The sequence below is a fragment of the Streptomyces sp. NPDC001401 genome (assembly GCF_042895385.1).
GTDB lineage: Bacteria > Actinomycetota > Actinomycetes > Streptomycetales > Streptomycetaceae > Streptomyces.
Map to the genome: position 1 here is coordinate 356,531 of NZ_JBIAWI010000010.1, position 23,472 is coordinate 380,002.

The 23,472-nt window shown below is 72.0% G+C and carries 23 protein-coding genes; 13 read left to right on the top strand and 10 right to left on the bottom strand.

The annotated features are described in order from the left end of the window. Positions 1–5: 5 nt before the first annotated feature. From folK to ACFY10_RS31480, 5 genes are all read right to left on the bottom strand, one after another. Positions 6–617 carry a 2-amino-4-hydroxy-6-hydroxymethyldihydropteridine diphosphokinase gene (gene folK / locus ACFY10_RS31460; RefSeq protein WP_390668588.1) on the bottom strand — a complete coding sequence of 204 codons (612 nt, stop codon included), beginning with the start codon at positions 615–617 and terminating at the stop codon, positions 6–8. Next, positions 614–973, bottom strand: a complete 360-nt coding sequence (folB, locus tag ACFY10_RS31465; RefSeq protein ID WP_115906700.1) for a dihydroneopterin aldolase — start codon at positions 971–973, stop codon at positions 614–616. The genes folK and folB overlap by 4 nt, the downstream gene beginning before the upstream one ends. Positions 974–1,220: 247 nt before the next feature. After that, positions 1,221–1,724 (bottom strand): nuclear transport factor 2 family protein, encoded by a 504-nt coding sequence (locus ACFY10_RS31470; protein WP_390668589.1) that lies wholly within the window; start codon positions 1,722–1,724, stop codon positions 1,221–1,223. Continuing rightward, a complete protein-coding gene (folP, locus tag ACFY10_RS31475) occupies positions 1,721–2,599 on the bottom strand; it encodes a dihydropteroate synthase (RefSeq protein ID WP_390668590.1) in 879 nt (292 codons plus the stop codon). Before folP ends, ACFY10_RS31470 begins: the two co-directional genes overlap by 4 nt. A 134-nt stretch (positions 2,600–2,733) precedes the next feature. Continuing rightward, on the bottom strand, positions 2,734–4,545 hold the full coding sequence (locus tag ACFY10_RS31480) for a phosphatidylglycerol lysyltransferase domain-containing protein (protein WP_390668591.1): 1,812 nt from the start codon (positions 4,543–4,545) through the stop codon (positions 2,734–2,736). Positions 4,546–4,769: 224 nt separating this feature from the next. Between ACFY10_RS31480 and ACFY10_RS31485 the strand changes: the two genes are divergently transcribed. Together ACFY10_RS31485 and ACFY10_RS31490 are read left to right on the top strand one after the other, a co-directional pair. Continuing rightward, a complete protein-coding gene (locus ACFY10_RS31485) occupies positions 4,770–5,897 on the top strand; it encodes an alpha/beta hydrolase (protein WP_390668592.1) in 1,128 nt (375 codons plus the stop codon). Positions 5,898–6,032: 135 nt separating this feature from the next. Further along, positions 6,033–7,454, top strand: coding sequence for a hypothetical protein (locus ACFY10_RS31490; RefSeq protein ID WP_390668593.1), 1,422 nt, complete (start codon positions 6,033–6,035; stop codon positions 7,452–7,454). Between the two features lie 11 nt (positions 7,455–7,465). Here ACFY10_RS31490 and ACFY10_RS31495 read toward each other — a convergent pair whose 3' ends face one another. Together ACFY10_RS31495 and ACFY10_RS31500 are read right to left on the bottom strand one after the other, a co-directional pair. Further along, positions 7,466–8,803, bottom strand: a complete 1,338-nt coding sequence (locus ACFY10_RS31495; RefSeq protein WP_390668594.1) for a PH domain-containing protein — start codon at positions 8,801–8,803, stop codon at positions 7,466–7,468. Continuing rightward, on the bottom strand, positions 8,800–9,321 hold the full coding sequence (locus tag ACFY10_RS31500; protein WP_390668595.1) for a PH domain-containing protein: 522 nt from the start codon (positions 9,319–9,321) through the stop codon (positions 8,800–8,802). Before ACFY10_RS31500 ends, ACFY10_RS31495 begins: the two co-directional genes overlap by 4 nt. 31 nt (positions 9,322–9,352) lie before the next feature. On the opposite strand from ACFY10_RS31500, the gene ACFY10_RS31505 reads away from it, so the two are divergent. Further along, positions 9,353–10,504, top strand: a complete 1,152-nt coding sequence (locus ACFY10_RS31505) for an NADH-quinone oxidoreductase subunit D (RefSeq protein WP_390668596.1) — start codon at positions 9,353–9,355, stop codon at positions 10,502–10,504. An 18-nt stretch (positions 10,505–10,522) separates the two neighbouring features. Here ACFY10_RS31505 and ACFY10_RS31510 read toward each other — a convergent pair whose 3' ends face one another. Further along, positions 10,523–11,548, bottom strand: coding sequence for an SAM-dependent methyltransferase (locus ACFY10_RS31510; RefSeq protein WP_390668597.1), 1,026 nt, complete (start codon positions 11,546–11,548; stop codon positions 10,523–10,525). 118 nt (positions 11,549–11,666) lie between these two features. Between ACFY10_RS31510 and ACFY10_RS31515 the strand changes: the two genes are divergently transcribed. The 3 genes from ACFY10_RS31515 to ACFY10_RS31525 are packed head-to-tail and all read left to right on the top strand — an operon-like array spanning position 11,667 to position 14,280. Next, positions 11,667–12,866: a sensor histidine kinase gene (locus ACFY10_RS31515; RefSeq protein ID WP_390668598.1), complete on the top strand. Its 1,200-nt coding sequence runs from the start codon at positions 11,667–11,669 to the stop codon at positions 12,864–12,866. A gap of 59 nt (positions 12,867–12,925) precedes the next feature. Further along, positions 12,926–13,597: a response regulator gene (locus ACFY10_RS31520; protein ID WP_390668599.1), complete on the top strand. Its 672-nt coding sequence runs from the start codon at positions 12,926–12,928 to the stop codon at positions 13,595–13,597. Between the two features lie 50 nt (positions 13,598–13,647). After that, positions 13,648–14,280, top strand: a complete 633-nt coding sequence (locus ACFY10_RS31525; protein WP_390668600.1) for an AAA family ATPase — start codon at positions 13,648–13,650, stop codon at positions 14,278–14,280. 21 nt (positions 14,281–14,301) lie between these two features. On the opposite strand, the gene ACFY10_RS31530 is transcribed toward ACFY10_RS31525, so the two are convergent. Then, complete coding sequence (locus tag ACFY10_RS31530) at positions 14,302–15,405, bottom strand: DUF5937 family protein (RefSeq protein ID WP_390668601.1); 1,104 nt, start codon at positions 15,403–15,405, stop codon at positions 14,302–14,304. A 125-nt stretch (positions 15,406–15,530) separates the two neighbouring features. After that, positions 15,531–16,745 (bottom strand): threonine aldolase family protein, encoded by a 1,215-nt coding sequence (locus ACFY10_RS31535; protein ID WP_390668602.1) that lies wholly within the window; start codon positions 16,743–16,745, stop codon positions 15,531–15,533. Positions 16,746–16,929: 184 nt separating this feature from the next. On the opposite strand from ACFY10_RS31535, the gene ACFY10_RS31540 reads away from it, so the two are divergent. From ACFY10_RS31540 to ACFY10_RS31570, 7 genes are all read left to right on the top strand, one after another. Then, a complete protein-coding gene (locus ACFY10_RS31540; RefSeq protein WP_390668603.1) occupies positions 16,930–17,859 on the top strand; it encodes a Rossmann-like and DUF2520 domain-containing protein in 930 nt (309 codons plus the stop codon). After that, a complete protein-coding gene (gene panC, locus ACFY10_RS31545; protein WP_390668604.1) occupies positions 17,856–18,857 on the top strand; it encodes a pantoate--beta-alanine ligase in 1,002 nt (333 codons plus the stop codon). The genes ACFY10_RS31540 and panC overlap by 4 nt, the downstream gene beginning before the upstream one ends. Beyond that, positions 18,854–20,575 carry an L-aspartate oxidase gene (locus ACFY10_RS31550; protein WP_390668605.1) on the top strand — a complete coding sequence of 574 codons (1,722 nt, stop codon included), beginning with the start codon at positions 18,854–18,856 and terminating at the stop codon, positions 20,573–20,575. The genes panC and ACFY10_RS31550 overlap by 4 nt, the downstream gene beginning before the upstream one ends. Positions 20,576–20,580: 5 nt before the next feature. Continuing rightward, a complete protein-coding gene (gene nadC, locus ACFY10_RS31555; protein WP_390668606.1) occupies positions 20,581–21,558 on the top strand; it encodes a carboxylating nicotinate-nucleotide diphosphorylase in 978 nt (325 codons plus the stop codon). Positions 21,559–21,567: 9 nt separating this feature from the next. Next, on the top strand, positions 21,568–22,365 hold the full coding sequence (locus ACFY10_RS31560) for a type III pantothenate kinase (RefSeq protein WP_390668607.1): 798 nt from the start codon (positions 21,568–21,570) through the stop codon (positions 22,363–22,365). A gap of 129 nt (positions 22,366–22,494) precedes the next feature. Then, positions 22,495–23,154, top strand: coding sequence for a hypothetical protein (locus ACFY10_RS31565; protein WP_390668660.1), 660 nt, complete (start codon positions 22,495–22,497; stop codon positions 23,152–23,154). Positions 23,155–23,231: 77 nt separating this feature from the next. Further along, complete coding sequence (locus tag ACFY10_RS31570; protein WP_266958539.1) at positions 23,232–23,411, top strand: hypothetical protein; 180 nt, start codon at positions 23,232–23,234, stop codon at positions 23,409–23,411. The last annotated feature ends 61 nt before the right edge of the window (positions 23,412–23,472 follow it).

Sequence of the window (23,472 nt, forward strand, 5' to 3'; positions counted from 1 at the left end):
AACGACTACTCGGGCAGGTGAAGTTCCAGGTCCTTGCGCGGTGTCACGCCTTCGCGGGTGACGGCGTCGAGGAGATCGGCGACCGCACCGCGGCCGGGCAGCTGCGCCTCCGGTTCCAGATCGTGCCAGGGGGCGAGGACGAAGGCGCGCTCGTGGGCGCGCGGGTGGGGCAGCGTGAGGTGCGGGTCGTCGTCGATGACGTCGGCGTACGCGACGATGTCGACGTCGAGGGTGCGCGCGCCCCAGCGCTCGTCCCGTACGCGGTGGAAGGCCTCCTCCACCGCGTGGGCCCGCTCCAGGAGCGAGGACGGCGGGAGGGTGGTCTTCAGGACGACGACCGCGTTGAAGTACGACGGCTGGCTGCCGGGCTCGACGCCCCACGGCTCCGTCTCGTACACCGGTGACACGGCCTTGATGCGGACGCCCGGGGTGTCCTCCAGGGCGTCGATGGCGCCCTGGAGGGTCTCCAGGCGGTTGCCCAGGTTCGCGCCGAGGGAGATCACCGCCCGTTTCGGGTTGTGGAGCGTCGTGTCGGCGGCGTCCACCTGCGCCACGACGGAGGCGGGTACCGGCTGTACGGTCGGGTCGCTCGGACCCGTGGCGAAGGACGCGGTCATACTCGGCTCCGGGTGATGGTGACGGTCACGTCGTCGAAGGGGACCGTGATCGGGGCGTCCGGTTTGTGGACGCAGACCTCGACTTCCTGGACCCCGTCGTGCTTCAGACAGGCCTGGGCGATGCGCTCGGCGAGCGTCTCGATGAGGTTGACGGGCTCGCCCTCGACGACGGCCACGACCTCCTCCGCCACGATGCCGTAATGCACTGTCTTCGCCAGGTCGTCGTCGGCGGCGGCCGGGCGGGTGTCCAGGCCGAGGACGAGGTCCACGATGAAGGTCTGGCCCTCCTCGCGCTCCTTGGGGAAGACACCGTGGTGCCCGCGGGCCTTGAGGCCGCGCAGCGCGACACGATCCACGCGAATCACTCCTGCAATCGTCGGTAACGACCGGTCCGTACCGTGTGCGGGCGGCACACCGGCCTCGAACGAATCTACCTGCGGGCACTGACAGGGCCGGGCCACGGGGGCGTGGCCCGTGCCGGGACCAGGAGGGTTCATCGCGTGTTTCCCCTGGGGAACCCGGCGGCTCACGGGTTGGTAGCCGCCCCTACCCAGGGGTCCGTGATTCCAACCACTTCTTGGTTCTCAAGGGGCGCCTACCCACTCAGGAGGGTGTGTCGTCGTCCTCGTCCTCGTCGTTTTCGGTCATCACCGGGGAGGCGTGGTGGGACCAGAGTTTCCAGCCTGCCGGGGTGCGGCGGAACACGTTGGTGGCGACCACCAGCTGGCCGACGAGGGGGCCGAGCTCCTCGCTGCCCTTGGGGGCGGGCCCGCCGCTGAGGATGTTCTCGGTGCAGGTCACCAGGGCGGTGTCGCCGGTGACGGAGACATGCACGTCCGTGAGGAAGAACTGGATGTAGTCGGTGTTCGCCATGATCAGCGCATACGACCTCAGGACCTCGCCGCGGCCGGTGAGCACGGGCCAGCCGGGGTGCACGCACGAGATAACGCCGGTGTCGGCCGGGTCGTGGTACTCCTCGTCGACACCCAGGTCGGACGGGGCGAGCCAGAGCGCGGAGAGGTCCTCGAAGTCGCCGCGCTCCATGGCCTCGTAGAAGGCGGTGTTGGCGGCTTCCACCTGTTCGACGTCGGTGTGGGGGGCGCTCACCGGGCTCCTTCGGCAGCGCGCGCGCCCTCCACGGCGCGTGCGACCCGTACCGCGTCCGCCGTTGCGCGCACCTCGTGCACGCGCACCGCCCATGCGCCGGCGTGCGCCGCGAGTGCGGAGACGGCGGCCGTGGCGGCGTCGCGCTCGCGCGCGGGCGGGGGCGCGCCCTCCGAGCCGGCCAGGACGCGGCCGAGGAACCGCTTGCGGGAGGCGGCGACGAGCAGGGGGTGGCCGAGGCCGAGCAGCCGGTCCAGGTGGGCGAGCAGGACCAGGTCGTGCTCGGCGTCCTTGGAGAAGCCGAGACCGGGGTCGACGACGACGCGCTCGGGGGCGATGCCGCCGGCCAGGACGGCCTCCACGCGTGCGTGCAGTTCGTCGACGACTTCGGTGACGACGTCGTCGTACGCGCCCTTGACGTTGCCGCCCTCCAGGAAGCCGCGCCAGTGCATGACGATGAAGGGGGCGCCTGCTGCTGCCACCACCTGGATCATCGCGGGGTCGGCGAGGCCTCCGCTGACGTCGTTGACGAGGGCGGCGCCGGCGGCCAGGGCCCGTTCGGCGACGGAGGCGCGCATAGTGTCGACGGAGACGGTGACGCCCTCGGAGGCGAGGCCGCGGACGACCGGGATGACGCGCTTGAGCTCCTCGGCCTCGTCGACGCGCGTGGCGCCGGGCCGGGTGGACTCGCCGCCGACGTCGACCAGGTCCGCGCCCTCGGCGACCAGGTCGAGGCCGTGTTTGACGGCCGCCGTCGTGTCGAAGAAGCGGCCGCCGTCGGAGAAGGAATCGGGCGTGACGTTCACAACCCCCATGACCGCGCAGCGGTCCCACTCCGGAAGGCCCGCGACGCGCCCGCGTCCGCTCTGCTTGCTCATACGTTCAGCGTAGGCCCCGGCCGCGGCCGGGATACGCCACGGCCCGGACGGAAGCCCCCCCCGGCTGGAGGGGCGGGGCTTCCGTCCGGGCCTGTTCTTCACGGTGTCCGGCGTCCGGTGTCCCGGTCAGGCGGTCACGCCGCGCGTACGTCGCGCTCCGCGACGGCGTGTGTGCACACGCGCGGGGCGGTCCTGCGGCGGCGCAGGAAGCGCGGCAGCGGCAGTGCGAGGTTGACGAAGCCCTCCGCCTGCATGGCGGCGAAGCCGATGCGCGGCAGGTCGGCCGAGGCGCGGTAGACGACGAAGCGGGGTTCCCAGCGGGGCTGGAACTTCGCGTTGAACTTGTACAGGGACTCGATCTGGAACCAGCGGGAGAGGAAGACCAGCAGGCCGCGCCAGGCGCGCAGCACCGGGCCCGCGCCGATCTTCTCGCCACGCGCGAGTGCCGAGCGGAACATCGCGAAGTTGAGCGACACGCGCGTGATGCCGAACTTCGGTGCCGCCTGGAGGGCCGCGACGATGAGGAGTTCGTTCATGCCGGGGTCGGCCGAACGGTCGCGGCGCATCAGGTCGAGGGACGCGCCGTCCTCGCCCCACGGGACGAAGTGCAGGATCGCCTTGAGGTCGCCGTACTCGCTCGGCTGGTCGTCCGCCTTGTGTGCGGTGGCGATCAGGCAGTCGCCGTCGGCGGTGTCGCCGATACGGCCCAGTGCCATGGAGAAGCCGCGCTCGGTGTCGGTGCCGCGCCAGTCCTCGGCGGCGTCGCGGATCCGCTCCAGCTCGGCCTCGCCGAGGTCACGTACACGTCGTACCCGGGTTTCGTAACCGGCGCGCTCGATGCGCTTGACCATCTGGCGCACGTTGCGCATCGCGCGGCCGGCGAGGGAGAAATCCGCTACGTCCACCACCGCCTCGTCGCCCAGTTCGAGGGCGTCAAGACCGGTCTCGCGGGTCCACACCTCGCCGCCCGTCTCCGAGCAGCCCATGACGGCCGGCGTCCAGGAGTGGGCCCTGGCCTCGTCCATGAACCGCTCGATGGCGCCCGGCCAGGCCTCGACGTCGCCGATGGGGTCACCACTGGCGAGCATCACGCCGGACACGACCCGGTACGTCACCGCCGCCTTGCCGCTGGGCGAGAAGACGACCGCCTTGTCGCGGCGCAGCGCGAAGTGGCCGAGGGAGTCGCGGCGGCCGTGCTTCTCCAGCAGGGTGCGCAGACGGGCCTCGTCCTCCTCCGTCAGGCGCGCGGCCGGGTGCTCCGGCCGGAAGGCGAGGTAGATCGTCGTGACCGCCGTCAGCAGGCCGAGGGCGCCCAGTGAGAAGGCGACCGTCCACGAGGTGTTGCCCTGGTAGTCGACCGGGCCCTCGAAGCCGAACAGGCCGTACAGCACGTGCGTGATGCGATCGGCCAGGCTCGGGTCGCCGACCATGCGGTGAGGGTGGACGCTGACGATGACCAGTCCGAGGACCAGGGAACCGGCGCCCATGAGGACGAAGTTGGCGAGCGCACGCCACCTGCTGCGCGGGTCGGGCAGCGCCGCGAACTGGTCGCGGTGGCGCAGCAGGGGCGCGAGCAGCGCGAGCGAGATGACCACTCCGATGACGGAGTGGCGGTACGTGTACTCCGCCACGGCGCCCGCCGGCAGCAGCGCCACCGCGGCGCGCCACGCCCGGCGTTTGCCGCGCTTGAGGCCGTGTGCGAGCAGCAGCAGCAGGATGCCGGCGCTGAGCGAGAGCGCGGCCGCGAACGGGCCGAACGACCCGGGCAGCACCTCGGCGATCGAGTGCATACGGCTGTGCCTGAAGCGCGGGAAGACGCCCGCGGCGATGTCCAGAACGCCTACGAGTGCGCAGGCTCTGGCGACGAGGACGGGGACGGCCTCGGGGCGCGGACCACGGAATACGCGTCGCGCGCTGCGTGATCGGGAGGGAACCCCACCCGACATTTCCTCATCTGTCCTGACAGACATCGCATCCCGTAGTTCTGCGAGAGACCTTGGATCCGGGCCCGATTCGGGCATCCGGCGACATTGCGCCCTCTAGGACGGTGTCTCGGGGAGCAAGGTTCCAGCCTCTCCTCAAAGCCGGTCCAAAGGCCGAGGAAAGTCCCGGACAAGCCCTCGCGAAGGAGTGAGGGAGCCGGGTGGAAAGCGCAGGCAGGAAGCAGGTCATGGGTCTTACGAGCAACAAAGTGCTGCTGCTGGCAGTCATGTTCGCCGTACTGCTGTTCGTTGGCACGGTGTGGCTGTGGCCACGCCTGGCGCGGCGCAACTGGCGTGCCGTCAGCGGACGCGTCGGGTTGCTGCTCGGCACCCAGCTGGCCCTCTTCCTGTCGGTCGGCCTCGCCGCCAACCAGGCCTTCGGGTTCTACGCCAGCTGGGCGGACCTGTTCGGCCAGGAGACGGACCAGGGTGTGGTCATAAACCACACGGCGCTCGGCGGGTCGGGCGGTCCGCTGCAGGTGATCGAGACGGCGAGCGTGCGTGGAACCGGCGGTTCCCGGCCGCAGGTCGGCGGCCAGATCCAGAAGGTCGACATCGTCGGCCGTACGACGAACATCGCGACACCCGCGTACGTGTATCTGCCGCCGGAGTACTTCCAGCCGCAGTACCGCACGCGTACGTTCCCCGCGGCCGTCGTCCTCACCGGATATCCGGGCACCGCCCAGGCGCTCGTGGACAAGCTGCACTATCCGAGTACGGCCCAGAGCCTTGCGAAGAACGGCCGTATGCAGCCGATGATCCTGGTGATGCTGCGGCCGACGGTGGCGCCGCCGAGGGACACGGAATGCGTGGACATCCCCGGTGGTCCGAAGACGGAGACCTTCTTCGCGAAGGACCTGCCCGACGCCGTACTCGCGCACTACAGGGTGGGCAAAAAGCCGGGCAGCTGGGGCATCATCGGCGATTCCACGGGCGGCTACTGCGCGCTGAAGCTCGCGATGCACCACCCCCGGGCTTACGCCGCAGGGGCGGGTCTGTCGCCGTACTACAAGGCGCCGATCGACCCCACCACGGGCGATCTCTTCCACGGCAACAAGGGACTGCGCAACCGCGCCGACCTGTGGTGGTGCCTCAAGCACCTGCCCGCCCCGGACACTTCACTGCTCGTCACCAGCAGCAAGATCGGGGAATCCAACTACAAGGCGACACTGAAGTTCATAGAGGGTGTGCGGGCCACGAACCTGACACGGATCTCGTCGATCATCCTTGACAGCGGCGGCCACAACTTCAACACCTGGCGGCGGGAGATTCCGGCGACGCTGCAGTGGATCAGCGGGCGGCTGAGCGACCGGTGACCAGGGTTGCGACAGGTGTTGATCTTGCTGAATTCGGCAAAGGGCAATTCCTGATGCCCTGTGAACGTTTCGGTATGGCTGTGTTTTTGCGGGGCGGGGCACCAACACTCGCCTACGCGCGGTAAGTTTCTGGCCATGCCACGTGGACGTCACCGCCATTCCCCGCCCTTGCACAGACTGCTGCCACCGTCGGCGATCGCAGGCGTCTCTTTCGTCTGCGCCTTCGGTCCGTGGGTGTTCTCGCAACAGGCCGTGCTCCGTGTCATAGCCGCGGCCGCCGCGGCGACGGCGATCGTCGGTGCGGCCGTCATGCGCCGCTGGGACACTCAGGCCGGCAAGCAGGTCGCCGACCTCACGCGCGCGCGTGCGAGCGACGAGTGGCGGCACGAGGAGCGGGTCGCCGAGCTGGAGACCGACCTCGAGGAGTCGCGCGAGCTGCGCGCCAAGCTGGAGCAGCGGCTGCGCGCGAAGCGCACCGAACTGGCGGGACTGCGCAACGAACACGCGGCGCTGCTGCGGCGGTACGCCACCGCCGAGACCGAGCGTGCGAGCGCCCTGGAGGGCCGCCGCCTGCTCGAGATAGAGGCCGGTGCCCCGGCCCGCGCGCTGCCGCCCGTGCCGGTGGGCGACATGGCGGCGGAGACCGAGGCTGTGGCTGCCTCGGCGGACGCGGAGGACACCGACGGCACGCCGGAGGCTCCCGCGGTCTTCTCGCCGGAGGGATCCCACCTGTTCCTGCGGGCGAAGGCGGCACTGAAGCAGTTCGACGAGGACGGTGACGGTTCTCCGAAGGACGACTCGGCGGCGGACGATTCTCCCGAGGGGGTTTCTTCGGAGGGAGTTTCTCCGGAAGGGGTTTCTCAGGAGGGCGCTTCCGCGAAGGACGACTCGCCGATCGACGACTCCGCGAAGGACGACTCCCCGGAGGGCGAGAACAGCGCGACGGACGACTCCTCGCCCGACGACGACGGCTCTCCGAAGGGCGACGGTCCCACCAAGGGCGACACCTCCCCGAAGCGTGAGCCGGTGAAGGTGAAGGCCGGGTCCGCCACCGCCGAGGCCGTTGCCACCGCGGTCGAGACGGCCCCCACCGCGAGCGAGGCCGCCGCCGACGGCGGTACCGAGGCCGCGGCCCAGGAGGATGAGTCGCAGGGGCAGCCCCAGGCGGTCGACGGGCATGAGCGCGCGGCCGCCACCACTCCGGCCAGGCCCGCCCCGTCCGACCGGCCCGTGCAGCAGCCCGCCGGTCACTTCGTCGCGCCGACCGCGGTGGCCGTCGTACCGGCCGCGCCCGTGCGGCGTCCGGCGGTCGAGGGCGGATTCGACTTCTTCGGTACGAAGACGGAGGAGGCGCAGGACGCTCTGGAGGCCGTGCAGAACGAGGACCTCGCCGATGTGGTCGGCCAGGAGGCGCTCGCCGTGCACAAGGCCGAGGCCGGGGCGGAGTTCAAGCCGGCCGACGAGGAGGCGCGCGGCGTCGGCCAGGTCATCGACCTGACGGCCCACGACGAGACCGAGCAGATCGACGTGCAGGGGCTGCGCAGCGCGGTCTCCTGAGGCCCGCCGCCCTACGGCGCCATCCAGCGGTCCGGGCGGGCGTCCCTGCGCCCCGTCCGTGACCGCTCGGCCTGCCCCCGCAGCAACTCCGCCGCCTCCTGGGCGCCCCTCAGCCGGGCCGTCACGGTCTTGTTGGCCCCCGTGTCCACATGGACGTCGGCGAGCCGCCACAGCCGCTGCCAGGGCCCCTGAGACAGCCGTACGCTCTGCACCTTCGCGTGCGGCACGAGCGCAAGGCTCCGGCGCAGCAGCCCGTGCCGGGCGGCGAACACCGTGTCGGTGACGGCGAGTCCGCAGCCCCGCCACCACACCGGTACGCACCGCCCGGCCCGCCGAGGGGGCCGTGACAGCGCCTCGGCCGACGGCACGCTCACCCCGGGCAGCACGCGCGCGACGACCGACTCGGCGACCGCCCGCGGAGCGACCGGCACCAGCACGGAGTTGGACGAACCGGCCACATCAAGCTCCACCCGCACCCATCCGCGCCGCCGCCACAGCAGCGGCTCCACGATCCGTACGGTCTGCACCCGGCCGGGCGGCACCGTCTCGTGCGTACGGTCGAGCAGTCCGTGGTCGATGCGCAGCCCGTCCGGCGACTCGCCCACGGTCCAGTCGTACTCGCCGACGAACCGGCCCGCGCTGCTCGCGCCCGCCGCGCCCAGCAGTGGCAGGCCGGTCGCCAGGACCGTCCACACGCTGTGGGTGGCCAGCCAGAGCACCGGCGGGACGACGAGCGCGGCGGCCAGGGAGCCCCAGGTGGCGCCCGTCAGCGCGACGGAGATCGCCAGGTCGCGCGGAGGCGTGCGCAACAGCTCGCGCACCGGCGCCTCGCCGACTTCGTGCGCCGTCTCGGGCGCGAACCCGGCGGCGCGCGCGAGCAGTTCCGCACGCAGCGCACGCGCCTCGCGCTCCCCCAGGAAGGAGAGCTCGTCCTTCTTGTCGGTCCCCACGACGTCGAGTTTGAGCTTGGCGACGCCCGCCACGCGCGCGAGGAGCGGCTGGGTGATGTCGACGGCCTGGATGCGTTCCAGCCGGATGTGCGCGGTGCGCCGGAACAGCAGACCGGTCCGTATCCGCAGTTCCGTCTCGGTCACCGCGAAGTGTGTGAACCACCAGGTCAGGAAGCCGTACAGGGCGGCGGCCGGGACAAGGACGGCGAGCGCGACCAGAAGGGTCGTGGTCGTCAGCCTCGTCAGCTGCTGCTGCGCCTGGTCGGGGTCGTGCACGGCCCACCCGACGACCACAGCCACCGGCGCCCAGGCCCGCCTCAGGGGCGTCACGGGATGCAGCCGCCGTTCGATCACGGGCTCCTTCGCGCGTACGGCGTCGTCGACGCCGGGCGCGGTCACAGACCCGCCGATCGGGCCTCGCCGAGCTCGGTGAGCCGGTCGCGCAGCCGTTCCGCCTCGGCCGGGTCCAGGCCCGGGATGGTCGCGTCGGTCGCCGCGGCCGCCGTGTGCAGCTGCACGCTGGCCAGCCCGAAGTGCCGCTCGACGGGCCCGGAGGTGACCTCGACCAGCTGCATCCGCCCGTACGGCACGACGGTCTCCTCGCGCCACAGCACGCCCCGGCTGATCAGCAGGTCGTCGGCGCGCTCGGCGTACCGCCAGGAGCGCCAGTTGCGGCCGAGCAGCACCCAGCCCCAGGCCGCCAGCGCCAGGGGCAGCAGCGCGAAGGCCGCCCAGACGGCCCCGGCGAGCAGCCCGAGCAGCAGGCCCAGGGCGAGGGCCAGCAGCCCCAGCCACACCACCAGCAACAGCCGACGCATCCGCAGCAGGCCGGACGGCAGCCCGATCCACACCGGCTCCGCCGACTCGTCCCCCGTTGTCCCCGTCGGTCCCGTGCTCTGCGGGCTCCCCGTCTCCATACGGCCAGCGTACGTAGGGGAGACTGGGTCCATGACTCCTACGACGGAGACCATGGTCGGTATCGGCGGCGCCGCGGAGAGCACCGACATGGTGCTCAACATCGGGCCGCAGCACCCGTCCACACACGGCGTACTGCGGCTGCGCCTGGTACTGGACGGCGAGCGCATCGTGCACGCGGAACCGGTGATCGGGTACATGCACCGCGGCGCCGAGAAGCTCTTCGAGGCGCGCGACTACCGCCAGATCATCATGCTCGCCAACCGCCACGACTGGCTGTCGGCCTTCTCGAACGAGCTCGGCGTGGTCCTCGCCGTGGAGCGCATGCTCGGCATGGAGGTGCCCACGCGCGCGGTGTGGACGCGCACGCTGCTCGCGGAGCTCAACCGGGTGCTCAACCACCTGATGTTCCTGGGCTCGTACCCGCTGGAGCTCGGCGGCATCACCCCGGTCTTCTACGCGTTCCGGGAGCGCGAGGTCCTCCAGAACGTCATGGAGGAGGTCTCCGGCGGCCGCATGCACTACATGTTCAACCGCGTCGGCGGCCTCAAGGAGGACCTGCCGGCCGGCTGGGCCTCACGCGCGCGCGGCGCCGTCGCCGCCGTGCGCTCGCGCATGGACCGGTTCGACGACCTGGTGCTCGGCAACGAGATCTTCCGGGGGCGCACGCGGGGCGTGGGCGCGCTGGCGCCCGAGACCGTGCACGCGTACGGCGTGAGCGGGCCCATCGCGCGCGCCTCGGGCGTCGACTTCGACCTGCGCCGCGACGAGCCCTACCTCGCGTACGGCGAGCTGCAGGACACCCTGAAGGTCGTCACCCGGCAGGAGGGCGACTGTCTCGCCCGCTTCGAGGTGCTCCTGGAGCAGACCCATGTCGCCCTCGACCTCGCCGACGCCTGCCTCGACCGGCTCGCCGAGCTGCCGCCCGGGCCGATCAACCAGCGGCTCCCCAAGGTCCTGAAAGCACCCGAGGGCCACACGTACGCGTGGACCGAGAACCCGCTCGGCATCAACGGCTACTACCTCGTCAGCAAGGGCGAGAAGACCCCGTACCGGCTGAAGCTGCGCTCGGCCTCGTACAACAACATCCAGGCGCTCGTGGAGCTGCTGCCGGGGACGCTGGTCGCGGACATGGTGGCGATCCTGGGGTCGCTGTTCTTCGTGGTCGGGGACATCGACAAGTAGGGACGGGCAAGCAACGGGTCAGTCGACCAGTACATCCGGCAGTACGTCCGGAATTCCAACCGGCTGCAGCAGCCAGCCGAAGTCGCCGAGGCCGCCCGGTGCGGTCAGTTCGGCGGCTTCGCCGGCGCTCGCGAGGGCTCGTACGTAGGCGGCCGGCTGTGTGGACGCGAGTGCGAGCGGGGGGCGTGCGCCTGCGACACCCAAGGCGCGCAAGGCCTCGCGCTGCGGCAACAGGCGCGCGCCGGAGAGCGTCCGCGCCGACCCGCGCGCCGCGCACGCGTCCAGTGCGACGTGTGCCGTGATGTCGCACGACCCGTCCGGCACGGGCGCCGTCTCGCGCCCCGCGCGGAAGCCGGTGAGTGTGCCGAACGGGGGGCGCGCATCCCGCGTGTGCGCATAGTCGACGGCGACCGCGAGCCCCCGGGCGAGCGAAGAGACCGCGGCAGCCCAGGCCTCGTCCCGGGGGAGCCCGATCTCGGCCCGCATGCCCTCTTCGGCCGGCAGCGGCCACCACCGGGCGAGCCACTCCGCTTCCGCACCGCCGACCGGCTCCCCGAGCCGTTCGGCCCCGTCCTGCCGTACGAGCACCCGCCGCGGTACGCCCGCCGAGTCCACCTCGGCGACGTCCACCGGTACGTTGTCCAGCCACTCGTTGGCGAACAGCAGCCCGGTGACTCCCCGCGGCGGTTCGGCGAGCCACTCGATGCGGTCGTCGAGGCCCTCCGGGCGGTCGGCGATCTCGACGGCGTAAGCACGCGTGCGTGCCGCCACCTCGGCGGGCAGCGCGGCCAGCACGCCGCCGACCAGCTCACCCCGGCCCGCCGCCATGTCGACGAAGGCGAGCGAGCCGGGCCGGTCCAGGGCCTCGTCCACGCGGCACAGCAGCCCGGCGACGGCCGCGGCGAACAGGGGGGACGCGTGCACGGACGTACGGAAGTGTCCGGCCGGACCCTCGGGCCTGCGATAGAAGCCGTCGGGCCCGTACAGCGCGGCCTCGGCCGCCGCCCGCCAGCCCTGCCACCGGCTCGATGTCTCTTTCGTCACCGGCTCAGGCTAAGCGTGCAGGAGAACAGGGCCTCCACCTTGGGGAGTATGCGCGCCGGGCGCGGATCGGCCCTCCGGTTGACCCCTGCACGCATCTCCCTTCCCTACGCTGGGTTACGTGCAGCGCCTCTATGACTTCCTCCGCAGACACCCGACCGGGGTCGACTCCTTCTGGGCCGTCTTCCTGTTCGGGATCTCGCTGCTGAGCGGAACGTCCAGTTCGGCGGTCCGGGGCACCGACTCACCGGCGCTGATCGTTCCGATCACGCTTCTGCTGTGCCTGGTGATCGCGCTGCGCCGGCGCATGCCGGAGAAGATGCTGCTGCTGGCGATCGGACTCGGTGTGGCACAGCTGGCGCTGAACGTCCAGACGATGGCCGCCGACTTCGCGATGCTGGTGATCGTCTACACGGTGGCCGCGACGGGCGCCCGACGGGCCTCCTGGCTCGCGCTGGCCATGGGGCTGTGTGCGGCGCCGATGGCGCAGATGCGCTGGCCGCAGGACGGGAGCGCACTGGGCAATGCCGCGAAGGCGATCTTCCTGACCGTGCCCTTCGCACTCGCCTGGGTGCTCGGCGACTCCATCCGCACCCGCCGCGCCTACTTCGCGCAGCTGGAGGAGCGCGCCGCCCGGCTGGAGAAGGAGCGGGAGGCGCAGGCCAAGGTCGCCGTTGCGGCCGAACGCGCCCGGATCGCACGCGAGTTGCACGACGTCGTCGCGCACAACGTGTCGGTGATGGTGGTGCAGGCCGACGGCGCCGCCTATGTCCTGGACGCCGCCCCCGACCAGGCCAAGAAGGCCCTGGAGACCATCTCCTCCACCGGCCGTCAGGCCCTCGCCGAGATGCGCCGGCTGCTCGGTGTGCTGCGCACCGGCGAGCACAAGGAGGTCGGCGAGTACGTTCCGCAGCCCGACGTCGACCAGATCGACGAGCTGATCGAGCAGTGCCGCACCTCCGGGCTGCCCGTCGACTTCAAGGTCGAGGGCACCCCGCGCCCGCTGCCCAGCGGCGTCGAGCTCACCGCGTACCGCATCGTGCAGGAGGCGCTGACGAACACGCGCAAGCACGGCGGGCCGAACGCGGGCGCCAGCGTGCGACTGGTCTACTTCGACGACGGCCTCGGCCTGCTCGTCGAGGACGACGGCAAGGGCGCCCCGCACGAGCTGTACGAGGAGGGCGGCGCCGACGGCCAGGGCCACGGCCTGATCGGTATGCGTGAACGGGTCGGTATGGTCGGCGGCACACTCGACGCGGGCCCGCGCCCCGGCGGCGGATTCCGGATCAGTGCGCTGCTCCCGCTGAAACCCGCACACTGACGCTTACGTACGCCCCTCGTTGACACCTGTAATGACCGCCGAAAACGGAAGAGGCTCCGATGACGATCCGCGTGATGCTCGTCGACGACCAGGTGCTGCTGCGCACCGGGTTCCGGATGGTGCTCGCCGCCCAGCCGGACATGGAGGTCGTCGCGGAGGCGGGGGACGGCGTCGAGGCTCTCCAGGAGCTGCGCTCGACCGCCGTCGACGTGGTGCTCATGGATGTCCGCATGCCGAAGCTCGACGGCGTGGAGACCACCCGCCGCATCTGCTCGGAGCCCGACCCGCCGAAGGTGCTGATCCTGACCACCTTCGACCTCGACGAGTACGCCTTCTCGGGTCTGAAGGCGGGCGCCTCCGGCTTCATGCTCAAGGACGTGCCGCCCGGCGAACTCCTCGCCGCCATCCGTGCCGTGCACAGCGGTGATGCGGTGGTGGCCCCGTCGACCACGCGCCGCCTGCTCGACCGGTTCGCGCCGATGCTGCCGAGTGTCGGGAAGGAGCCCCGGCACAAGGAGCTGGAGCGGCTCACCGAGCGCGAGCGCGAGGTCATGATCCTGGTCGCGCAGGGCCTGTCCAACGGCGAGATCGCGGCCCGGCTCGTGCTGTCCGAGGCGACCGTGAAGACCCATGTGGGCCGCATCCTGACCAAGCTGGGGCTGCGGGACCGGGTGCAGGTGGTGGTCCTGGCGTACGAGACCGGGCTGGTGCGCGCGGGCGGCCACGGCTGAGCCACCGGGCGCGTGACTCTCACGTAACCGGTGACCACTAGGGTCTGCGCATGCTCCTGTGGATCAACGGCCCCTTCGGCGGTGGCAAGACACAGACCGCACACGAGATCCAGCGGCGCCTGCCGGGCAGCGTCATCTGCGATCCCGAGCACGCCGGCTTCGGTCTGCGCCGGATGCTCCCGCCCGAACTGCGCGGCAACTTCCAGGACTTGACGTCCTGGCGGCAGGGGGTGGTCGAGGTGCTCGACCTCGCCCTCGCCAAACGGGAAGGGGTCGTGATCGCGCCCATGACGGTCACCGACCCGGTCTGCTTCGAGGAGACCGTCGGCCGGCTGCGCGAACTCGGCCATGACGTACGCCATTTCACTCTCCTTGCTCAGCGCGAGACAGTGCTCAAGCGGTTGCGTGAACGCGGCTTCGGGCACCTCCTTCAGTACGTCGCCGGGAAGAACTCCGGTCTGGGCAGGGAGACCTGGGCCGTGCAGCAGCTCGACCACTGTCTGGAGCGGCTGCAGGAGCCGGAGTTCGCCGAACACCTGTGGACGGACCACTCGACCGTGCCGAAGACGGCGGACCGTATCGCCGTGCTGGCCGGACTGAGGCTGCGGCCGAACAACGAGGGCGCGCTCAGGACGCGGATGCGGCAGATGCGCGTCGGGATCCGGCACATCCGGTTCGACTGAGCCGGGCGGACGGGCCGGTACTCAGCGCAGGATGCCCTCCAGGAAATCGCTGCCGAGCCGGGCCACGACCGCTATGTCCAGCTGGTGTTGGACGTACCGGCCGCGGCGGCGCGTGGTGATCAGGCCCGCCTTCTTCAGGACGCCGATGTGCCGGGATATCTCCGGGGCCGTCATGCCGAGCGTCTGCGTCAGCTCGCTCGTGGTGTGGGCGCTGCGGGCCAGGTAGCGGCAGATCCGCATCCGGACGGGGTGGGACAGGGCGGTCATCCGCAGGGACAGCTGGCCGACGGAGGGCGGAGCCGCGAGCTCCGGGGCGCCGACCGGGTAGTGCAGCACCGGCTGCCAGCCGCGCCGGTACAGGACGGCCAGGTGGGGCCGGCCGAGACTGGTCGGTACGAGGAGGAGGGGGCCGTCCCCCGTGGTCGTACTGCCCACGCTCAGCTTGTCGACCGTGATCTCGGTGGCGGCCTCGTCGACTGTGATCGCCGGGGACGCGGCGGCCAGTGCCTCGGCCAGGCCCCTACGGCGCAGCAGGTCGGTCTTGTGGCGGGCGTCCGCCGTGAGCTGATGGCGCAGCCGGGACCACGACTCCGCGAAGAACCCCTCGTCGCAGTCCTGGAGGAACTGCCGCAGCCAGGCCCGGATGCTGGGCGGGTCGGCCAGCAGCAGCTCGGTGAACCGCTCCTGTTGCGGACCCCGCGCGGCGGCCAGTTCGAGGGCGCGCCGGCGCAGCCCGGCGTCGACGAGCGGGCTGGGCCCGTCGCCGTAGGGCATTGCGCAGCTGAACTCCAGGGCCGCGTCCACGAACTGTTCGTCCGTCAGCTTGTCCAGCAGGTCCAGTTCGTCGGCGAGCGTGGCCCCGGGGAGGGCGTCGCCGCCCGGGATGCCCGCGTACGGCAGGAACAGGTCCGAGAACGCCGTCCGCCACAGGAAGTCCGCCTCGCACATACGGTCCGCCAGGTGCGGGTCGAGCCGGGCCGTCACGCCCGTCACCCAGCCCTGCAGGCCGGGGTGGTGCCCCGGCTCGGACAGCGCGTGCAGCGCCATGCCGAGCTCGGCCAGGGGCGAGGGGACGACGGCGACCCTCTCCGGCCGCAGCCCCGCGATGTCGATGCGCACGCTCATGACCTCATGGTGCACCCCGCCACTGACAACGCCGGCCTCGATCGACGGCGGCCGTCAATCGGCACCTGCCGGGCCCCGAAGCGCGGCGAGCCCGGTCCGCCCGCGCCCGGTGCCGACGACTTGCGCTACTTGCCGACCGCTTCCGCCTCGCTCGCCACATCGGTGAGCCGGGACACGAACTCCGTGACCGCCGCCTTCACGTCGTCGGCGGTCCACTCCAGGCCCGCGGCCCGGACGTACACCTCGGTGAACGCCAGGCCCGGTCCGCTTGCGTCCCAAGGGAGTGCGAACAGAAGCGTCTTCGTCTCCTCGCCGTGCCGGATCGCGGCCTCCGAGAGGACGTCGGCGTCGTACGGCAGCCAGACCTGGAACTCGTTCGTGTGCGGCACCTCGGGGTGGACGCGCATCCACGGCACCCCGGCCGCCGCGAACCCCTCGCGCAACGCCTCGGCCACCACGCGCGCGTGGCGTACGTATTCGGGCAGCCGGGGCAGCTCCCGTTCCAGTCCTGCGAGGGCCGACAGAGCCGTCGGGAACTGCTGGCAGATCTGGCCGCCGTACCGGTGCCGCCAGGCTTTCGCCTCGTCGATCAGCGTCTTCGGGCCGGCGATCGCCGCGCCGCCGTAACCGTCGAGGGACTTGTAGAACGACACGTAGACGCTGTCCGCCAGGCTTGCGATCTCGTCCAGGGGCCGGCCGAAGTGGACGGTCGACTCCAACAGACGCGCGCCGTCGAAGTGCACCACCGCGTCGCGCTCGTGCGCGGCCTCCACCACCTCGGTGAGTTCCTCCCAGGACGGGAGCACGAAACCGGCGTCCCTGAGGGGCAGTTCGAGCATCAGCGCCCCGAAGGGCTCGTCGAAGTCACGCACCTCGTCGGCGGACGGCAGTCGCGGCTCGCTCGTGATGCGCACCGGGCGCAGACCGCTGACCTGGCTGAACGCATTCCGCTCATGCACCTCCGGGTGGGCCAGTGCGTGCAGGGCGACGGCTGGGTTGCCGGTGCGGCCCGCCCAGCAGCGCAGCGCCACCTGCTGGGCCATCGTGCCCGTCGGGAAGAACGCGGCGGCCTCCTTGCCGAGCAGCCGCGCGGTCTTCTCCTCCAGGAACTCGACGATGCCGTTGCCGTAGATGTCCACCGGCTCGTCCAGGTCGTACAGGTCCTGCGCGCCCTCCAGCACCGCGAGGCGCTCCCGGAGCGTGCCCAGGAAGCCGGGGCGCGCGAGGACGCGCTCGGCACTCCGGTGTGCGCTGATGCGCCGCTTGCGCCGCCGCTTGAGCCGTTCGTCGTCCGATATCTGCTCGGCCTGCTGCCCGTCCCGCTCCGCCGCATCGCTCATGGTCCGGATCATGCCTGGCGCGGTCCGCGCGAGCACCCGGATTTCCACAGGCATTCCCGTGCGCCTTCGCCGTGGCGTAACCCACACCCTGTGGACAACCGGACGCCCCTCGAACAGATCGCGTTAACATGACGAGAAATCGTCCGGTACCCGGAGCGGACTGGAACGGGAAGGCCGCCGTCGCGTGAGTACAAGCCAACAGCCAGACCCCAGGGACCGTCCCGCGCGGCTCACCGTCGGCGTCGTCGGCGCCGGTCGTGTGGGCCCCGCGCTGGCCGCGTCCCTCCAGCTCGCCGGTCACCGTCCGGTGGCCGTCTCCGGAGTCTCCGACGCCTCCAGGAAGCGCGCCGCGGAGCTGCTCCCCGATGTGCCGCTGGTGCCGCCCGCCGAGGTGCTGGAGCGCGCCGACCTGGTCCTGCTGACCGTCCCGGACGACACGCTGCCCGGCCTGGTGGAGGGGCTCGCCGATACCGGTGCCGTACGGCCCGGGCAGCTGCTCGTGCACACCTCCGGGCGGTACGGCGCCAAGGTCCTGGACCCCGCCCTGCGCGCGGGCGCGCTGCCGCTGGCGCTGCACCCGGCGATGACCTTCACCGGCACTCCTGTGGACGTCCAGCGCCTCGCCGGGTGCTCCTTCGGGGTCACGGCGCCCGAGGAGCTGCGGCTGGCCGCCGAGGCTCTTGTCATCGAGATGGGCGGCGAACCGGAGTGGATCGCCGAGGAGATGCGCCCGCTGTACCACGCGGCGCTCGCGCTCGGCGCGAACCACCTGGTGACACTCGTCGCCCAGTCCATGGAGCTGCTGCGCGAGGCCGGCGTCACGGCCCCCGACCGGATGCTCGGCCCGCTGCTCGGCGCCGCCCTCGACAACGCTCTGCGCTCCGGTGACGCCGCCCTGACCGGCCCCGTCGCCCGCGGGGACGCCGGCACGGTCGCCGCGCACGTCGCGGAGCTGCGCAAGCACGCCCCGCAGACCGTCGCCGGCTACCTGGCGATGGCGCGGGCCACCGCCGACCGCGCGCTCGCCCACGGGCTGCTGAAGCCGGAACTCGCCGAGGACCTTCTCGGGGTACTCGCCACCGGGACCAACGGCGCCGAGGGAGACGCCCGATGACCACCGCCCTGCTGCGCACCGCCGACGAACTGCACGCACGCACGCGTACCGGCCGCCGCGCCGTGGTGATGACCATGGGCGCCCTGCACGAGGGCCACGCCACGCTGATCCGCACCGCGCGCGAGATCGCAGGACCGGACGGCGAGGTCGTCGTCACCGTCTTCGTGAACCCCCTGCAGTTCGGCGCGGGCGAGGACCTCGACCGCTACCCGCGCACCCTGGACGCCGACCTCAAGATCGCCGGACAGTCCGGCGCGGACGCCGTGTTCGCCCCTGCCGTGGACGAGGTCTACCCGGGCGGCGAACCCCAGGTCCGCATCACCGCGGGCCCCATGGGGGCGCGCCTGGAGGGCGCCTCGCGCCCCGGCCACTTCGACGGCATGCTCACCGTCGTCGCCAAGCTGCTGCACCTCACCCGCCCCGACATCGCCCTGTACGGCCAGAAGGACGCCCAGCAGCTCGCCCTGATCCGGCGCATGGTGCGGGACCTGAACTTCGGTGTCGAGATCGTCGGCGTGCCCACCGTGCGCGAGGAGGACGGCCTCGCCCTCTCCAGCCGCAACCGCTACCTCTCGCCCGAGCAGCGGCGCACGGCACTCAGCCTCTCCCGCGCGCTGTTCGCGGGCAGCGACCGGCACGCAGCCCAGGAGGCGCTGCGCGCGCGTGCCCGCGAAGTGCCCGCCACACACGCGCGTGCCGAGGCGCTCAGCGCCATAGGGGAGTCCCGCGCGGCCGCCGACGCGCACGCCGTCGCGAAGGCGCTCCCGGGCGCCCCGACGGCCGTCCGCGCCGCCGCACGGCTGATCCTCGACGACGCCGCGCGGCTGTCTCCGCCGCTCGAACTGGACTACCTGGCCCTCGTCGACCCGTCCGACTTCACCGAGATCGAGGACGACTTCGACGGCGAGGCCGTCCTCGCCGTCGCCGCCCGGGTCGGGACGACCCGGCTGATCGACAACATCCCACTCGTATTCGGAACCCTCGGAGCCGCCTCGTGACCAGCACAGGCATACGACTGCACGCGCCCGCCCCCGGGTGGTCCATCGCCGCGGACGTCGTGGTCGTCGGCTCAGGCGTCGCCGGCCTCACCGCCGCCCTGCGCTGCGAGGCGGCCGGCCTGAGGACGGTCGTCGTCACCAAGGCCAGTCTCGACGACGGCTCCACCCGCTGGGCGCAGGGCGGTATCGCCGCGGCCCTCGGCGAGGGCGACACCCCCGAACAGCACCTGGACGACACCCTGGTGGCGGGCGCGGGCCTGTGCGACGAGGAGGCCGTACGGATCCTCGTGACCGAGGGCCCCGACGCCGTGCGCCGCCTGATCGACACCGGCGCCCACTTCGACGAGTCCTCCGAAGGCGGCCTGGAGCTCACCCGCGAGGGCGGCCACCACCGCCGCCGCATCGTGCACGCCGGGGGCGACGCGACCGGCGCGGAGGTCTCCCGGGCGCTCGTCGAGGCGGCTCGCGCGCGTGGTGTGCGCATGATCGAGAACGCGCTCGTGCTGGACCTGCTGACCGACCCCGACGGCCGTACGGCGGGCGTGAGCCTGCACGTCATGGGCGAGGGCCAGCACGACGGCGTGGGCGCCGTGCACGCCCCCGCGGTCGTCCTCGCGACCGGCGGCATGGGCCAGGTGTTCTCAGCGACCACCAACCCCTCGGTGTCGACCGGCGACGGCGTGGCGCTCGCCCTGCGCGCGGGCGCGGAGGTCTCCGACCTCGAGTTCGTGCAGTTCCACCCCACCGTGCTCTTCCTGGGCGCCGATGCGGAGGGCCAGCAGCCGCTGGTCTCCGAGGCCGTACGCGGCGAGGGCGCGCACCTGGTCGACGCCGACGGCGTGCGCTTCATGCTGGGGCAGCACGAACTGGCCGAGCTCGCACCCCGGGACATCGTCGCCAAGGGCATCATGCGCCGCATGCAGGAGCAGGACGCCGAGCACATGTTCCTGGACGCCCGGCACTTCGGCGCCGACATGTGGGAGCGCCGCTTCCCGACGATCCTCGCCGCCTGCCGGGCCCACGGCATCGACCCGGTCACCGATCCCATCCCGATCGCCCCGGCGGCCCACCACGCCTCCGGAGGCGTCCGCACGGACTCCCAGGGCCGTACGACCGTCGCCGGCCTGTACGCGTGCGGAGAGGTCGCGTGCACCGGCGTGCACGGTGCCAACCGCCTCGCCTCCAACTCCCTGCTCGAAGGGCTCGTCTACGCCGAGCGCATCGCGGAGGACATCGCCGCCGCCCACGCGGAAATCGGCCTCCACGCGCGCGTGCCCGAACCGGTCGAGCACCCCGAGGTGCCCGCGCACCCCCTGCTCGCCCCCGAGGACCGGTTCGCGGTCCAGCGGATCATGACGGACGGTGCCGGCGTCCTGCGCTCCGCCGAATCCCTCGCCAAGGCCGCAGAACAGCTCCACCAGCTGCACACCGAGGCCCGCGACGCGCTCGACGAGAACGGCAAGACGTCCGAGCCCGGCGTCGACACCTGGGAGGCCACCAACCTCCTGTGCGTGGCCCGCGTCCTGGTCGCCGCCGCCCTGCTGCGCGAGGAGACGCGCGGCTGCCACTGGCGCGAGGACCGCGCCGACCGCGACGACACCGCGTGGCGGCGCCACATCGTCGTACGGCTGAATCCCGACCGGACGCTGGCCGTACACACCACGGAAACCCCAGACTTCCCCCCGACCCGGCAGCAGCACCGTCCCCAGGAGCAGTGACAGAAGTGAGCACCCCCGACCTTCCCCTCGCCCCGTCCGGAGGCTGCGGCGACGGCTGTGCCTGCGGCGCGGACGCCGACGCGGAGTATCTGGAGTGCGGGCTCGACCCCGCGCTCGCGCAGCTCCTGGCCGACGCCGGACTCGACCCCGTCGAGGTCGAGGACATCGCCAACGTCGCCATCCAGGAGGACCTGGACCACGGTGTGGACGTGACGACCGTCGCGACCATCCCCGAGGAGGCCGTCGCCACCGCCGACTTCACCGCGCGCGAGGCGGGCGTCGTGGCGGGCCTCAGGGTCGCCGAAGCGGTGATCTCGGTGGTCTGCACGGACGAGTTCGAGGTCGAGCGGCACGTCGAGGACGGCGACCGGGTGGAGGCCGGGCAGAAGCTCCTGTCGGTCACCACGCGCACGCGTGACCTGCTCACCGCCGAACGCAGCGCGCTCAACCTCGTGTGCCGCATGTCGGGCATCGCGACCGCCACGCGCGCGTGGGCGGACGTTCTGGACGGCACCAGGGCGAGGGTGCGCGACACGCGCAAGACGACGCCGGGGCTGCGCTCCCTGGAGAAGTACGCGGTCCGCTGCGGCGGTGGCGTCAACCACCGCATGTCGCTGTCGGACGCGGCACTCGTCAAGGACAACCACGTCGTCGCCGCGGGCGGTGTCGCACAGGCCTTCAAGGCCGTACGGGAGACCTTCCCGGACGTCCCGATCGAGGTCGAGGTCGACACCCTGCACCAGCTGCGCGAGGTCGTCGACGCCGGCGCGGACCTGATCCTCCTGGACAACTTCACGCCCGGCGAGTGCGAGGAGGCGGTGGCCCTCGTGCACGGCCGCGCAGCCCTGGAGGCGTCGGGCCGGCTCACCCTCGAGAACGCGAAGGCGTACGCGGACACCGGCGTCGACTACCTCGCCGTAGGAGCCCTGACCCACTCCTCGCCGATCCTCGACATCGGTCTCGACCTGCGAGCGGCGGAGTAGGTACCGGCCATGCTGCTGACGATCGACGTAGGCAACACGCACACCGTCCTGGGCCTCTTCGACGGGGACGACATCGTCGAGCACTGGCGCATCTCCACCGACGCGCGCCGCACGGCGGACGAGCTGGCGGTGCTGCTGCAGGGCCTGATGGGCATGCACCCGCTGCTCGGCGACGAACTGGGCGACGGCATCGACGGGATCGCGATCTGCGCGACGGTGCCGTCCGTGCTGCACGAGCTGCGTGAGGTGACACGCCGGTACTACGGCGACGTGCCCGCAGTGCTGGTGGAGCCGGGCGTGAAGACGGGCGTGCCGATCCTGACCGACAACCCCAAGGAGGTCGGCGCCGACCGCATCATCAACTCGGTGGCGGCGGTCGAGCTGTACGGAGGGCCCGCGATCGTCGTGGACTTCGGCACGGCGACGACGTTCGACGCGGTCTCCGCGCGCGGGGAGTACATCGGCGGCGTCATCGCGCCCGGCATCGAGATCTCCGTCGAGGCGCTCGGCGTGCGGGGCGCGCAGCTGCGGAAGATCGAGGTGGCCCGGCCGCGGAGCGTGATCGGCAAGAACACGGTCGAGGCGATGCAGTCCGGGATCATCTACGGGTTCGCCGGGCAGGTCGACGGGGTCGTGAGCCGCATGGCGCGGGAACTGGCGGAGGACCCGGACGACGTGACCGTGATCGCGACCGGCGGGCTGGCACCCATGGTGCTGGGGGAGTCGTCGGTGATCGACGAGCACGAGCCGTGGCTGACCCTGGTCGGGCTGCGGCTGGTGTACGAGCGGAACGTGTCACGGATGTGAGCGCGGCCTGGTGGCGCAACCGGGTGGCTCGGTCGCGCCACACCCACCCACTATGTCGAAATATGTCGAATTTGTCTGATTAGCGCGTATCGTCGCTGCATGCCCACGCCATACGGATCCCGCGGCGGCATGGCGTTCGGCGTGGAGGAGCTGCGTGTGCTCCGCCGCGCCCTCGCCCTCGCCCTTCAGTCAGGCCCCACCCCTGCCGGGGACGTCCAGGACTGTCTCCGGCTCGCCGAATCCCTCGACGAGGCCATGCGCGAGGGCGCCAGGCTGCGTGCCTTCCTGGTGGCCGACCTCGCGCGCTACCGCGCCGCCCTGCCCGGCACCACCGCCGACTACCTCGTACTCCTCGAGGAGGCACTGGGCGCCGGGTACCGCCCGGACCCCGACGATCTCGCCGCCCTGCGGGCCCTGCGCGGCAACCCGGCCGCCTCCGTCCTCCTGGGGCGCTGCCGGATGCTCGCCGAGCAGGACGTACGTGCCCGCCTCGCGCGCGATCCGGCCCGCGCGACAGTCCCGACCGTCCCTGCCGCCCGCAACCGCCTCACAGCCCTTCAGGGCGGCATCAAGGGCGTCGGGGCGCACCCCGGCCCGGACGTCGACCGGGATCCCGCCAGGAAACCCGAGAAGAAGCCCGCGGAGAAGCCGGCGGCCCCCAAGCCGGCCCCCGCCCCGGCCGCCCCGAAACCCGCCCGTCCCATCCCGACCCCGGGCGAGGTCTTCCCCCGCCGCAAACCGACCCCGCCGTCCGGCTCCAACCCGCCCCGGCACCTCGCCGCCGGCTGACCCGGCCCGAACCGTCCGGTACCTCCCAGCCCCGCCCCGCCCCGCCCGCCCCGCCACCCCGTGGCTACCCTGGACGCATGGACTACGTCTCCGCGCTTGTGCCCCCGGTCGTCATGGCCGTGTTCTTCATCGGCGTGATCAGGGTGATCGTGAAGACCCAGGGCGGGGCCAACAAGGCCAAGGAGGACGCGGCCGTCGACGCCGCCATCGCGCGCGCGGAGGGCGTCCGGCAGGGCCCCGCCAAGACCGACGGCTGAGCCCTCCCCCCGACGGCACCCCGTACGCCCATTTTTGGTCCCGTATGTCAGTGAAAGTGCC

What these genes read in the sequence shown, in the direction of transcription:
- ACFY10_RS31535 (WP_390668602.1), bottom strand. Translation starts at nt 16,745, where the DNA reads ATGAGCGATGCGGCGGAGCGGGACGGGCAGCAGGCCGAGCAGATATCG.
- ACFY10_RS31520 (WP_390668599.1), top strand. Translation starts at nt 12,926, where the DNA reads ATGACGATCCGCGTGATGCTCGTCGACGACCAGGTGCTGCTGCGCACC.
- ACFY10_RS31505 (WP_390668596.1), top strand. Translation starts at nt 9,353, where the DNA reads ATGACTCCTACGACGGAGACCATGGTCGGTATCGGCGGCGCCGCGGAG.
- folK (WP_390668588.1), bottom strand. Translation starts at nt 617, where the DNA reads ATGACCGCGTCCTTCGCCACGGGTCCGAGCGACCCGACCGTACAGCCG.
- ACFY10_RS31480 (WP_390668591.1), bottom strand. Translation starts at nt 4,545, where the DNA reads ATGTCGGGTGGGGTTCCCTCCCGATCACGCAGCGCGCGACGCGTATTC.
- folP (WP_390668590.1), bottom strand. Translation starts at nt 2,599, where the DNA reads ATGAGCAAGCAGAGCGGACGCGGGCGCGTCGCGGGCCTTCCGGAGTGG.
- ACFY10_RS31500 (WP_390668595.1), bottom strand. Translation starts at nt 9,321, where the DNA reads ATGGAGACGGGGAGCCCGCAGAGCACGGGACCGACGGGGACAACGGGG.
- ACFY10_RS31560 (WP_390668607.1), top strand. Translation starts at nt 21,568, where the DNA reads ATGCTGCTGACGATCGACGTAGGCAACACGCACACCGTCCTGGGCCTC.
- panC (WP_390668604.1), top strand. Translation starts at nt 17,856, where the DNA reads ATGACCACCGCCCTGCTGCGCACCGCCGACGAACTGCACGCACGCACG.
- ACFY10_RS31485 (WP_390668592.1), top strand. Translation starts at nt 4,770, where the DNA reads ATGGGTCTTACGAGCAACAAAGTGCTGCTGCTGGCAGTCATGTTCGCC.
- ACFY10_RS31530 (WP_390668601.1), bottom strand. Translation starts at nt 15,405, where the DNA reads ATGAGCGTGCGCATCGACATCGCGGGGCTGCGGCCGGAGAGGGTCGCC.
- ACFY10_RS31570 (WP_266958539.1), top strand. Translation starts at nt 23,232, where the DNA reads ATGGACTACGTCTCCGCGCTTGTGCCCCCGGTCGTCATGGCCGTGTTC.
- ACFY10_RS31565 (WP_390668660.1), top strand. Translation starts at nt 22,495, where the DNA reads ATGGCGTTCGGCGTGGAGGAGCTGCGTGTGCTCCGCCGCGCCCTCGCC.
- ACFY10_RS31525 (WP_390668600.1), top strand. Translation starts at nt 13,648, where the DNA reads ATGCTCCTGTGGATCAACGGCCCCTTCGGCGGTGGCAAGACACAGACC.
- ACFY10_RS31490 (WP_390668593.1), top strand. Translation starts at nt 6,033, where the DNA reads ATGCCACGTGGACGTCACCGCCATTCCCCGCCCTTGCACAGACTGCTG.